The organism is Micromonospora sp. CPCC 205558 (assembly GCF_036902955.1).
Taxonomy (GTDB): Bacteria; Actinomycetota; Actinomycetes; order Mycobacteriales; family Micromonosporaceae; genus Micromonospora.
Map to the genome: position 1 here is coordinate 61,650 of NZ_JBAKHR010000019.1, position 12,760 is coordinate 74,409.

Below are 12,760 nucleotides of genomic sequence, written 5' to 3' on the forward strand. Positions count from 1 at the left end.
GAAGGGTCGGGTGACTCGAGAAGGGTCGGGTTGACTACGGGGTGTCGGCCCAGAGCCGAGGGGTCGGTCGATTGGCCGGGGGTGGCGCAACGGAGGAGACGCTCAACATCGCCGCCAATGGGGCCGGATCGCGGCGGGCTTCCGCTGTCGGCCGGTCGTAGACCACCCGGCCGTACTCCAGCACCGCCACCCGGTCGGCGATCTCGATGGCGTGCTGGAGTTGCTGCTCCACCAGCAGCACGGTCAGGCCGTCGGCGGCGAGACCGTTGACGAGTTCGCGGACCCGTGCCGCCAGATCGGGCGAGAGGCCCTCACATGGTTCGTCGAGCAGCAGCACCCGGGGTTGGCCGAGCAGCGCCCGGGCTATCGCCAGCATCTGCTGCTCGCCGCCGGAGAGTTCGCAGCCGCGGTGTCGCAGCCGCACCGCCAGCCTCGGCAGCAGTTCCAGGGTCCGGGCGACCGTCCAGCCTTCGCTGCCGGAGGTGGGGGCCCGCCACGGGGCGGCCGCCAGGTGCAGGTGCTCGGCCACTGTCAATCGGGAGAAGACCCGTCGGCCCTGCGGGACGAGACCGACGCCGGACTGGGCGACGCGGTGCGGTTGCCGGCCGGCGACGTGCACGCCGCCGATCTCGATGCGACCGCTGGACGCGCGAACCAGCCCGGCGATGGTGTGCACGAGCGTGCTCTTGCCCGCCCCGTTGCGGCCCACCACGGCCTGGATGCTGCCCGGGCGCACCCGCAGGCTGACCTCGTGCAGGACGATGCCACCGGCGTAGCCGGCGCAGAGACGATCCACAGTGAGCATCAGGCCACCCCGTCGGCGTAGGCCTGCCGCACCAGCGGCGAGGTACGGATCTCGTCCGGTGTGCCGGCGGCCAACGTCTGACCGTCGCGCAGCACCGTGACCGTGTCGGAGAGGGCGTACACCAGGTCCAGTCGGTGTTCGACAAGCAACACGGCGACCGCCCGGGGTAGCGCCTGGAGCAACTCGACCAGCCGGCCGACCTCGATGGCGGACAACCCGGCCGCCGGTTCGTCGAGGAGCAGCAGGCGGGGGCGACCGGCCAGGGCCATCGCGATCTCCAACTGGCGTCGTTGCCCGTGCGCGAGGTGCCCGGCGGGCATCGCCGCGACGGCGGTGAGCCCCATCTGCTCCAGCAGCGGGCCGGCCAGGCCCTGTGCGGCGTGTCGGCGTCCACCCGGCCACCACCGGCGGCGCGCGATGACCCGTGGCAGCGCGGCCACCACGACGTTCTCCGTCGCGGTGAGCGTCGGAAAGACAGCGGGGCGTTGGTGGATGCGGTTGATGCCCCGCCGCGCCCGGGCCGCCGGCCCGAGCCGACCGACGTCCCGTCCGTCGAACCGCACGGTGCCGCGTTGCGGCCTGGTGGACCCGCCGAGCACGTTCAGCAGGGTCGTCTTGCCGGCCCCGTTCGGGCCGATCAACGCGTGCCGCTGGCCGTCGTGGATGCACAGGTCCACGCCGTCGAGGGCGGCGAGCGAGCCGTACCGCACGGTGATCTCCTGGGCGTTGAGCAAGGTCATCGGCGCAGCTCCGGGACCGTGGCCTGCGCAGCGGCGGCGGGCTGGTGTGCCGGGGCCGGCGGCGGACGCAGCCGACCCCGGGCCCGGGTGACGCCGGTGGGCAGCAGGTAGACCGTCGCCACGAACAGCGCGCCGAGCACCAGCGGCGCGTGGCCGGGCAGCACCCCGAACAACCAGTCCCGGACGGCGATCACCAACGCCGCACCCACCAGCGCGCCGCCCACCGAGGCGGTGCCACCGATGACGACACCGAGCAGCAGCAGCGCGGACGTGTCGAAGCCGAAGTCGGCGGGGGAGATGTACTGCTGGGCGACGACCAGGAGCGAGCCGGCGGCACCGGCGATCGCTCCGGCGGCGATGTGCGCGCCGGACAGGTGCAGCGCCACCCGGTGTCCGCTGGCCCGCAACCGCGTCTCGTCGTCGCGCCCGGCCCGCAGCACCAGCCCGGCCCGGGTACGCAACAGCACCAGCACCGCGCCGACCAGCGTGGCCACGACGACCAGGGCGTACAGGTAACGGGCCTGATCGTTGGCCAGGGCCGGGAGCCCCCAGAACGGGCGGACCGCGGGGATGCCGGCCAACCCGTCCGTGCCACCGGTCACCGACCGCCAGCGTCCGAGGACGGTGACGACGAGTTCACCGATGGCCAGAGTGATCATCAGGACGATCACCCCTCGGGCGTGCACGACGAGCGGCACGGTGAGCGCGGCCAGCAACGCCCCGGCGCCCGCCGCGACGACGAGCTGCACGACACCGACGTCGGAGACTCGGCTGCCGACCACGGCGCAGGCGTAGGCGCCCGCCGCGTACGGCGCGGTCTGACCGAGGGTGGGCATGCCCGCGACGCCGGTGAGCAGGGCCACGCTCACCCCGACCAGGGCCAGCGCCAGCGTCCGGGCGAGGATCGCCGTGGTGTAGTCGTCGACCACCCAGGGCGCCACGACCAGGCCGGCCAAAACCAGCGCCGCGATGGCACCCCGGGCGCGCCGGATCACCTCGCCCCTCATGCCGCCCGCCACCTGCCGGCCAGGCCGCGCGCCCGCACGGCCAGCACCGCCGCCATGGCGGCGAACAGCAGAAACGGCGCGGCGGACGGCAACAGCGCCACCCCCAGCGTCTGGATCTCGCCGATCGCGAGCGCCGCCAGCAGGGTGCCCGCCATCGACCCGAGACCACCGAGGACGACGACCACCAGGGAGAGCAGCAATACGGTGTCGGCCGTGTCCGTGCCCGGGCCGATGATGGGCGCGCCGAGGACCCCGGCCGCGCCGGCCAGCGCGCCGGCGGCGGCGAGCACACCGGCTCGGATCCTCGCCGGGCTCACCCCCAGGCAGGCGACCATCTCCGGGTCGTCGACAGCCGCCCGGACCAGCATCCCGGCCCTGGTGCGTCGTACCACCAGGTAGAGCGCGGCGGCGAGCACCGCGGCGACGACGATGAACACCAACCGGTACGCGGCGTAGCGGTGGCCGGCGACGACCACCGACCCCTCCAGGGCGGCGGGCACCTGGACCTGCGGGTCGTCGGGCCCGAAGCCGGCGACGAGCAGGCTGCCGCCGGCCAACGCCACCCCGAACGTCAGCAGCGCCTGACTCAGGTGACTGCCGGTGGCGACCGGTGTGAGCAGGCCGGCCAGGAGCACCCCAGCCGCGGCGGCGGCCAGCACGCCGACCCCCAGCGCCAACGCCAGGCTCGCCCAGCCGCCGTCGAGCAGCGCCGCGGCGGTGTACCCGCCGATCGCGTAGAGCAGGCCGTGCGCCAGGTTGAGGATGTTGGCGACGCCGAAACAGAAGACCAGACCCGACGCGGCGACGAACACCAGCAGCCCGTAGGCGACTCCGTCCAACGCCGGGATCAGGTACGGGTCGATCCGGTTCGGGCCGGCCGCCACCGCTATCACCGGCCGACGGTCGCGAGGTCACCCACGACGGTGTTGGACAGCGCCCGGCCGTCCTGGCGGACCTGCCGCAGGTACCACTTCTGCACCGGGGAGTGCGTGGTGGTGGAGAACTGCCAGGTGCCGCGCGGGCTGGCGATCTGACCGAGTTGACCGATGGCCGTGTTGATGGCCTCGGGGGTCGGGTCGCTTCCGGCAGCGCCGATCGCCCGGTCCAGCACCGCTGCCGCGTCGTACGAGGCGAGCGCGTAGGTCGTCGGTGAACCGTCGTGCTTCGCCTTCCACGCGGCCACGAAGGCGCGGTTCTCCGCGTTGTCGAGGTCGGGGGAGTAGTTGAGCACCGAGTAGATGTCCCGGGCGGCCTCGCCCTGCGCGTTGAGCACGCCGCCCTCGGTGAGGAACCCGGCCGCGTACAGCGGAATGTCCTTGATCTCGGACTGCGCGTACTGCTTGACGAAGTCGACGGCGGCGCTGCCGGCGTAGAAGGTGTAGACGGCCGCCGCGCCCGAGGCCTTGATGCGGGCGAAGTAGGGGAGGAAGTTGGTGGTGGCCGGGAACGGCGTGAAGGTCGTCTTGCCGTCGGCGTTCGCGAGCTTCCCGCCGATCTTCCCGAACGCGTCGGTGAAACCGCGCAGCTCGTCCCAACCGCCCTGGTAGTCCGGGCCGATCGCGTACACGGAGCCCTTCACGTTGTCGCGGACGTGCTGCGCGATCGCCGCCCCGGGCTCGTCGGAGAGGTACGAGGTGTGCCAGACCCGGGAGACGTCCTTGAGCTCCGGCCGGCCGTTGGAGCCGACCAGTGGCACCTTGGTCTCGTTGAGCAGTGGGGTGACTCCGGCGACCGAACCGCCTCCGACGATGCCGGTGAGCGCGGACACCCGGTCCTGCTTGAGCAGTTTGGTCGCCGCCGGGACCGCGGTCTGGGCGCCGTTGCCCTCGTCGGCGACGACGAGGTCGACCTGCCGACCGCCGAGCTTGCCGTCGTGGGTGTCCAGGTAGAGCTGGAAGCCGTCGCGGATCTCCGTGCCGACCGCCTGGTACGTCCCGGACAGCGACGCGAGCAGGCCGATCTTTATCGAGCCGCCGGCGCTCGTGCCCGGCGCGTCGTCACCGCAGGCCGTGCCGGTGGTCAGCACGGTCGCGAGCAGCGCGGCGGTGAGGGCACGGCTGCGCCAAGGCTTGGTGAGAGGCATGTCTAACTCCAGAGGAAGGGGAAGGGGTCTCCGGCGTGGGGGCGCCGGGGTGGTCAGCGGCTGCGGGCGAGCGCCGCTCGGGCAGCGGGGGTCAGCGCGTCCCCGATGCGGTTGGCCAGCTCGGTCATCTCGTAGGAAACCTTGCCCACGTCGCACTCGGGGGCGGCGAGCACCAGCAGCGAGGCGCCGTCGTTGAAGGCCATCGAGAACATGAAACCGCCCTCGAGCTGCGTGACATTGGAGATCACCGCGCCGGCGTCGAAGAAGGCCGCAGCCCCCCGCAGCAGGCTGACCAGCCCGCTTCCCGTGGCGGCCAACTGGTCGGCCCGGTCCGGCGGCAGGTCGCGGGTGGCGGCCACCATCAGGCCGTCGCTGGAGATGGCGATCGCGTGGCTGACCTCGGTCGCGCGCGCGGCGAAGTTGTCCAGCAGCCAGCCGAGATCCTGTTGGTCGGTCACGTGCTCTCCTGTCGCATCATTTGTTGCCGAGGTTGATCGGGGTGCGCCGTCGGTTCGCCACACCGCGCGCGTACGCGGCCATCGCGGTCGCCACCTGCGCCGGATCGCGGTACTCGGACCGTTGCTGCTGCTGGGGCACTGTCACTCCGCCGGGCACGAGGTGCCGTTGCGGCTGGCGTTTGGGCAGGCCGGAGTTGGTCGTCGTGGCGACCTCGGGGGTGTGCGCCTGGGCGGCCGTCCGCCAGGCGTCGTCGGCGGGGCTGGACCACTGCTGGCCGTTCTGGCCGTCGGCGACGTCGTTCTGGAACCAGTGGTTGACCTGTTCGAAGATGAGGAGCTCCTCGGTGGGCGCGTCACCCCGGTCCGGGGGTGGGGGAGCGGGCCGGAAGACCGGCGCCGCCGGCAGGGTCCGCGCCGCCGCCGGGCGTCCGGCGGTGGGTTCGGGACGCGGCTGGTACGGCGGCGGAGGGCTTGGCGTCCGCGCCGCCCGTCGCGACAGCCGGCCGGGTGCGAGCAGGTACTCCTCCGGTGGCAGGGACCGGATGATCGCCGCGGGCAGTGTCGCCTCGGCGAGGATGCCGCGTCGGGGGCCACGTCGCAGTTGCACTGTGGCGCCCAGCCGAGCCGCGAGCTGGCCCACCACGACCAGACCCATCGCGCGCACGGCCGCCACGTCGATGGCCGGTGGCCGGGCCAACAGCTCGTTCAGCTGCTGCATCCGCTGCGCCGACAGCCCGACGCCCTCGTCGCTGATCTGGACGATGACGCGGTCGCCCAGGCTCCGGCCGCTCACCCAGGTCTCGCTGCCCGGCGGCGAGTACGTCGTGGCGTTGTCCATGAGTTCGGCGAGCAGGTGAACGACCTCGTCGACGGTCTTGGCGGCCACGGCGACATCCCCGTCGATCATGCCGAGCCGGACCCGCGCGTAGTGCTCGATCTGGGACAGCGCCGCCTGGAGCACCTGTTGCAGAGGGACGTCCCGCTGGCGTACGCGACCCACGCCGACGCCGCCGAGCACCAGCAGGCTGGCGTTGATCCGGCCCATCCGGGTCGCCAGGTTGTCCAGCGTGTACAGCTGGTCGAGCCGGTCGGGGTCGGTTTCGTCTCGCTCGACCAGGTCGACCTGGGCCAGGACGGCGTCGACGAGTCGTTGTTCGCGGCGACTCAGGTGGATGAAGATGTCGGCGGTGTTGGCGCGCATGACGGCCTGTTCGGCCGCGGTCCGCACGGCGGCCTGGTGCACGGCGTTGAACGCCTGACCCAGTTCGCCGATCTCGTCGTCGCTGGACGGTTCGAGGGCGGTGCTGGACTGCTCGTGGGCCAGTTTCTGCGGGTCGACGGTGGCGCTGCCGGGTTGTTGGAGTTGGGCCACCACGGCGGGGAGCTGTTCGAACGCCACGGCGTTGGCCGCGTCCCGTAGGCGGCGCAGCCGGCGGGTGATCTGCCGGGCGACGGCCCAGGTCACCAACGCGGTCAGGATCAGGGCCAGGATGACGCTGGCCGCCTCGGCCACGGCCCGGCGACGCTGGTCGCCGTGCGCGGCCCGAACGTCGTCGCGGACGGCGGCGTCGACCCGGGCGCGCAGGTCGGCGAGGCGGGCGGCGCGCGTCTGGGTGGTGGACACCCAGGCGTCGGTCTCCAGTTTCAGCTGCGATCCCGGCTGGGCCCGGGACACTTCGTCCTGCATCCGTTGCAGGGCGAGTGCTTCCTTGCCGGTGCCGGCCTGCTCCCACCAGAGGCTCCACTCGGGTGGGGCCAGGGCCAGAAACGACAGGCTCGACTCGGTGTAGCTGGTGCGGGCGGCGGTGATGTCCTGTTGCATGGCCGGGGTCAGCTCGCCGCCCGCGACGGCGCGCAGCACGGCCACCTGCTGCTGACCGATGGCTTCGGCCGTCTTCGACAGCGCCGCGGAGGCCCGGATCCCGTCGGCGAGTTGGGCGTTCACCACGCCGTGGGAGACGTTCTCCCGGAGGTTGATGAGGTCGGCGATCGCGATGCGGTAGCTGAAGGTCATCGCCGACACCGACGCGTGCGTGGCGGTGCGTACCTGGGTGCGCAGCGGGGCGAGGCCGTCCAGCGCCGCGTCGATGCGCCGCATCAGCGCCGGGTTGGCGTCGTTGTCGGTGGACAGTCGTTCACGCTGCCTGCGGTAGCGGCCGACGGCTGCGTCGGTGGCGGCCATCTCCGCGCCGAAGGCGTCCTGCTGCTCCGGCTGCGCGTAGGTGAGCAGGTCGGCGGCGGCGATGCGTTCGCGTTGCAGCCGGTACGCCAGGTCGCCGGCCTCGGCACCGACCTGTGCCAGGAGCCGTAGGTCGCTGGCACGGGCCGTCTGGCGTGCGCTCTCGGTCAGGGCGAGACCGGCGAAGCCGATCACGGCGACGAGCGGGGCTGCGACGATGAGGCGCATCCGACCGGCTATCTTCCAACCGCGTCGGCGCGTCGGGTAGGGTCTGGCCGCGTGGGACCTGGTGCTCGACGCCAAGATTGACTCCCACGACTCGTCGATGACGGTCTATCCGCACGTTGCCGAATGCAAGTCCCATTCGGCCGGAAGCCGCGCTCGTAGACCAGACCTGGCCGTGGTACAAACTGCCCGTACCAGCATCTGTACCCAACGTCAGCGACCGGTGACGCCGCGCGGTCGTGCCGGATCGGTCGGGTCAGCGCTGGTTGTCGAGGGGCCCGGCCGGCGGCTGCCGCCGCTGCGGGTCATCCGGTTCGGGTTGGCCGTTGAGCACCTGGCCGATCAGTTCACGCAACTCGTCGATCGCGTCCACGACGGCGCCCGGGTCGCGCGCGTCACGCCGCCCACGCTGACGCGGCACCCGCCGATCCAGCCGAACCGGTTCCGGCGCGCGTGGGCCCCGGCGACCGTCGGCGGCCAACTGCTCGGCTGCGACCTGCGGCCACAGCGCCGCCAGTCGGCCGCCGGTGCCGAGCACGTCGTCACAGCGCAACGCGAACTCGTGACTGCCGAACCGGCGACCCGACTCGACCGCCGCGACCGTCTCCCGGCTGAACCGCACCAGATCCGCCAGGGCTCGTTGGGTCAGGCCCCGTTGGACGCGACAGTTGCGCAACTCCCATCGGAAGCGCTGACTGGCCGCGGAGTGAGCCGAGCTCGACGGGGACGTGTGCTCCATGCGCTCACCTTCGTGGAACGGACGTTCAGCAGCGGGTACCAGATCGAGATTGTCTAATGACCCAAACATTCACAGAGGGCAATTCTTAACCCAGGATGCGATGGGTGTGAAGACGTTCGCCGGTATGGATCGTCGGGCAATGCGCGACCGGTGCGCGCCGGACCCGGCGCCGGGCACCGAGGTGCGCCGGGTGGGACGGGCAACGCCACACATCCCGCCCCTCGACCCGTGCGCAGGTCAGCACCGCTGGCGCTCCCGGCGCTCAGACGGCGTGCACTTCGGCCGTCGCGCCACCCCGTGCCGTCGGCGCGTCCGCAGACGCCGGGATATCGATTGTCGCGAGCAGTCTGTGGTGCGCACGGAAAGCGATATTGGGCTTGTATGAGCGATGTTGCTCCGGTGACAGCCGTAGGCCGGGAATGGCTTCGGCGAGTCGGCTGAGGGCGATCCCGGCCTCAAGTCGCGCCAATCCCGCACCGATGCAGAAATGTGGACCGTGGCCGAACGACAGGTGATTGCCCACATCGGGCCGGTGTGGGTCGAACCGGTCCGGGTCGTGGAATGCCCCGGGGTCCCGGTTCGCCGCCCCGATCAACAGCAGGCAACGCGCCCCGGCGGGGATCGTCACCGCTCCCACTGTGACCTCCCGGGTGGTCACCCGGAGCCAGCCGTCGATGGCGGGCGCGAACCGGAGCGTCTCGCCCACGAAGGCGGGGACGAGCCCCGGGTCCGCGGCGATCGCCGACCAACGCTGGGGAGTGGACAGGGCCTGGTCGAGAGCGTGCGCGAGCAACCCGGCGGTGGTCTCGTGGCCCGCGACCAGGAGATTGAAGGCAAGGCTCGCCACCTCGGGCACCGTCAGCACGCTGTCGTCGTCGTCCCGGTAGGTCAGGGCGCGGCTGATGAAGTCGTCGCCCCGGTGGCCGCTCTCCATCCGCTGGCGGACCAACTCTTCGCAGTAGTGCCAGAACTCCAGCAGGCCCTGCGCCAGGCGTACCTGCTCGGCCGGGTCCGGCTGCCCCCAGATGAGGGCGATCTGGCCGTCCGCCCAACTCCGGATCCGCCCGATGTCCGCGTCCGGCACCCCGAGAATGTCCAGGACCACCAGCAGGGGAAGCTCGGTCGCGAATTCCGGGATCAGGTCGACCTGGTCGCCCTGGCGGGCGGCGAGACGGGACACCAGTTGGTCGACCCGGCGCCGGACGATCTCTCCGTACTCGGCCTCGACCCGCTCGGCGGTGTTCGCGAAGGTCGCCCGCAGGGCTCGGCGGGTGCGCGGGTGCGTCGGCGGGTCCGCGGCGGCCGTCGTGGGTGGCGCGTCGATCTGCATGATCACGCTCAGCGCCGAGGGGCACACCTCGTAGACCGGGGCGAGGGTGAGGGCGTTGGCGAATGTCGCGGCGTCGGCGAGGGCCCGTCGGACGTGTGCGTGCCTGCTGATCAACCACAGGCCCAGATCCTCGGCGTAGTGCACCCCGTCGGGATCGTCGAGAATACGCCGCCACATGCTTGCCGGGTCAGTGAGATAGACCCTGCTGAACGGATTAAACCGCATGGAAAGCCTCCTGACGCACGCGGCGCGAAACTGGCAGCGCCTCCATTTGGCGATCCACTTGGACTGGGCCGATAATGGCGCGCACCTGCCTCTGGCTCTTTACGGTGCGCTGGCTGGCCGTACAAGTCAAGATTGGCCTTCGTCTATTTAATGATAGGCGTAATTGCGCGTTGCAACGGCTGAGAGAACTTGGCCGGATGCAAGTTGCGGCACGGTCCTTGCCCCTGAAAGGCCGACCCGGCCGGACGGTGCAATCGACTCGCCGATTTCCCTCATGACCGGGGAAACGACCCCCGAGACGACGAGTGACGCCGCAGTCCGGTCATCGACTCCGGCGGACGGAGCCGACGACTCCGGCGCAGGGGGGCCGGCGCCGACGGGAGGAGTTGGCCCCCGAGGAGCCCACACATCGTGGGGGGTTCCAGCCCCGGCCGGAACCCCCCGCGCGTCCTGTCGTGCCGACCCGGTCAGCGCGCCCGGGTCAGGGCGCCCACGGAGCGGCGATCCCCCAGGTGCTGTCGGCGGTCCACAACGTCGGCGTGTTGTACGCGTCGCCGCCGGTGCCGTTGCTGAGCCAGACCTCCGCGTTGTAGTGCCGCAGGTACTTACCTCGGAAGTTGTACGACTCCAGCGACACGCCGGTGCCGGTCAGCCCGGTACGGGCGCACCAGGTGGCGTCGGCGCGCAGCAACGCGGAGCCGTCGTCGGGTGAGTTGCGGACGCGGGAGTTCTGGTGGCGCAGGTACTGCCCGGGAAAGTTGACCGACTCGAACGAGTAGCAACCCGTGCCGGCCAGACCGGGCCGGATGGTGTACGTGGCGTCGGCCTTGAGCAGGCTGGGGCTCGCGGCGTCGACCACCTCGGTGTAGGCCAGGCTGTCCTGGTGGCGTAGGTAACGGTTGGTGTAGCCGGGCGTGGTCACCTGCAGCGATCGGCGGGTGTTGAGCGGCAGGGCGACGGGCGCCGAACTGCCGATGCTCTTCGAGGCGTTGATCAGTGCGGTGTTGGCGGCGCGTACCCGTGCCTGGTCCATCTTGATCACCTGGCGGTCGTAGGTGAGGAAGCCGTTCAGCTCACCTTCCAGGTCGGTGATCTCGGTGTAGATCGAGGCACTGAGCCCCTTGCCGATCATCAGGTTCTGGGTGCCCTGCACCAGCCCCACGTAGCGGTCCGTGAGTACGGTCGCGTTGGGCTGCCATTCGTAGGCGAAGAATTGGCCGTTCGGGCTGTACTCGTGGCCCGGCGTGTGCAGGCCCAGGCCGCCGAATTCACCGAGCACCGCGATCCGGCTGCTCGACGGTACGGGGGAGTCCGGACCAAGGTAGACGTGCCAGTCGTCGATGTCGCCGTTGCCGGGGTTGCCGAGGGACTGGCAACAGTTGTGGCCGCTGTGCGGGTTGACCAGACGGGTCGGGTCCTGGTTCTTGATGTTCTGCGCGACCCGCCGGGTGTCGGCGAGGGACCGCTCGCCCCAGCCCTCGTTGTAGGGCGTGTACGCGATCACGGCGGGTGAGCTGCGGTGCTCGTCGACGATCTCGCGCGCCTCGGCCTCGAACTGCGCCTGCTGCGCGTCGCTGGGGTCGATCTCCTGCGCGGTCAGCGAGGGGATGTCCTGCCAGACCAGCAGGCCGAGCCGGTCGGCGTGGTAGAACCAGCGCTGCGGTTCGACCTTGATGTGCTTGCGCACCATGTTGAAGCCCAGATCCTTGTGTTTCTGCAGGTCGAAGGCGAGCGCGGCGTCGGTCGGAGCGGTGTAGAGCCCGTCCGGCCAGAAGCCCTGGTCGAGGGTGCCGACCTGGAACACGAACTGGCCGTTGAGTTTGGGGCGCAGCACTCCGTTGACGAGGCCGGTGGTGATCTCCCGCATGCCGAAGTAGTGCGTGGTCCGGTCCGCCGTCGCGCCGGCGGCGTTGCGCAGGGTCACCCGGAGGTTGTAGAGGAACGGGTCGTCGGGTGACCAGCGACGCGCGTTGGGCACCGGCACGCTGAAGTCGGTGAAGCCGCCGGTTGCCGAGCCGACCACGGTGGCGCCGTTCAGCGCCTCGGCGAGCACGCTGTGGCCGCTCACGTTGCCCCGGGTGAAGACCCGGACCCTCACCGTGTTGTTGCTCAGGTTCGGGTAGACGTCCACGCTGCTGATCGAGGCGGCGGGCACCGGCTCCATCCACACCGTCTGCCAGATGCCGGAGCTGGGGGTGTAGAAGATCCCACTGGGTGTCTTGGTCTGCTTGCCGATGGCGGGCAGGCTGCCGTTCTGCCGGGTGTCGGTGGGATCCCAGACCTTGACGACGATCTCGTTCGCCCCGGCGGTGAGCTGGGGAGTCACGTCGAAGGTGAAGGCGTCGTAGCCGCCGGTGTGCGCGCCGACCCGGACACCGTTGACCCAGACGGTGCTCTGCCAGTCGACGGCGCCGAAGTGCAGCAGGGTCCGCCGACCCGACCAGGTGGCGGGGATGGTGACGGTGCGTCGGTAGAACAGGTAGTTGCGGTTGTCGTTGGCGGCCCGTTGGATGCCGGACAGGGCGCTCTCCACCGGGAAGGGCACGTTGACCCGCTCGGGCAGGTTGGTGCCGAACTGCGGGGCGTCGTCGGTCGTCGACTGGCGTAGCTGCCACTCGCCGTTGAGGTTGAGCCAGTCCGGCCGCGTCATCTGGGGTCGCGGATACTCGGGCAGCGGTGTGCCGGCGAGGGCCTGGCTGGTCCAGGGGGTGGTCAGTGGCGGCGTCTTGGCCGGCGCGGCGTACGCCGATGAGGAAGGCGCGGTGAGAACGCCGGCCAGCAGGGCGAGAACGAACAGCAGTGCCAGGGCGGGGCGGATGGGGACGTGACGTGTCATGCCGTCTCCGAGGGGCGAGTCGCCGCGGGCGGTGCAGCCAGGCCCGAAGCGCGTGGGTGGTGGGCATCGGGTGGTCATTGACGGGGGACGGGCGTCAACGACGGATGTCGGGTGGGATCTCCACCCCGCCAAC

Annotated in this window: 10 protein-coding genes; all 10 read right to left on the bottom strand. The window is 71.1% G+C overall.

Translation table 11 applies throughout. The features are described 5' to 3' along the window. Positions 1–34: 34 nt before the first annotated feature. The 10 genes from V6U86_RS21585 to V6U86_RS21630 all read right to left on the bottom strand — a co-directional run bounded on the left by V6U86_RS21585 (position 35) and on the right by V6U86_RS21630 (position 12,627). Positions 35–805: an ABC transporter ATP-binding protein gene (locus tag V6U86_RS21585; protein WP_334505735.1), complete on the bottom strand. Its 771-nt coding sequence runs from the start codon at positions 803–805 to the stop codon at positions 35–37. Next, positions 805–1,545 carry an ABC transporter ATP-binding protein gene (locus V6U86_RS21590; protein WP_334505737.1) on the bottom strand — a complete coding sequence of 247 codons (741 nt, stop codon included), beginning with the start codon at positions 1,543–1,545 and terminating at the stop codon, positions 805–807. The genes V6U86_RS21585 and V6U86_RS21590 overlap by 1 nt, the downstream gene beginning before the upstream one ends. Then, the gene (locus V6U86_RS21595; RefSeq protein ID WP_334505739.1) at positions 1,542–2,552 is read right to left on the bottom strand and encodes a branched-chain amino acid ABC transporter permease; all 1,011 of its coding nucleotides are present in this window, start codon (positions 2,550–2,552) and stop codon (positions 1,542–1,544) included. Before V6U86_RS21595 ends, V6U86_RS21590 begins: the two co-directional genes overlap by 4 nt. Beyond that, the gene (locus V6U86_RS21600) at positions 2,549–3,445 is read right to left on the bottom strand and encodes a branched-chain amino acid ABC transporter permease (RefSeq protein ID WP_334505741.1); all 897 of its coding nucleotides are present in this window, start codon (positions 3,443–3,445) and stop codon (positions 2,549–2,551) included. The genes V6U86_RS21595 and V6U86_RS21600 overlap by 4 nt, the downstream gene beginning before the upstream one ends. Next, positions 3,442–4,635, bottom strand: a complete 1,194-nt coding sequence (locus V6U86_RS21605) for an ABC transporter substrate-binding protein (RefSeq protein ID WP_334505743.1) — start codon at positions 4,633–4,635, stop codon at positions 3,442–3,444. Before V6U86_RS21605 ends, V6U86_RS21600 begins: the two co-directional genes overlap by 4 nt. Before the next feature lie 53 nt (positions 4,636–4,688). Next, positions 4,689–5,093, bottom strand: coding sequence for a roadblock/LC7 domain-containing protein (locus V6U86_RS21610; protein WP_030490280.1), 405 nt, complete (start codon positions 5,091–5,093; stop codon positions 4,689–4,691). Between the two features lie 16 nt (positions 5,094–5,109). Next, a complete protein-coding gene (locus V6U86_RS21615) occupies positions 5,110–7,500 on the bottom strand; it encodes a sensor histidine kinase (RefSeq protein ID WP_334505754.1) in 2,391 nt (796 codons plus the stop codon). 253 nt (positions 7,501–7,753) lie between these two features. Beyond that, positions 7,754–8,236 carry a helix-turn-helix transcriptional regulator gene (locus V6U86_RS21620; RefSeq protein ID WP_334505756.1) on the bottom strand — a complete coding sequence of 161 codons (483 nt, stop codon included), beginning with the start codon at positions 8,234–8,236 and terminating at the stop codon, positions 7,754–7,756. Between the two features lie 262 nt (positions 8,237–8,498). Next, a complete protein-coding gene (locus V6U86_RS21625; RefSeq protein WP_334505758.1) occupies positions 8,499–9,791 on the bottom strand; it encodes a cytochrome P450 in 1,293 nt (430 codons plus the stop codon). A gap of 481 nt (positions 9,792–10,272) precedes the next feature. Further along, entirely contained in the window at positions 10,273–12,627 is a 2,355-nt protein-coding gene (locus V6U86_RS21630) for an AbfB domain-containing protein (protein ID WP_334505760.1), read from the bottom strand. Between the last annotated feature and the right edge of the window lie 133 nt (positions 12,628–12,760).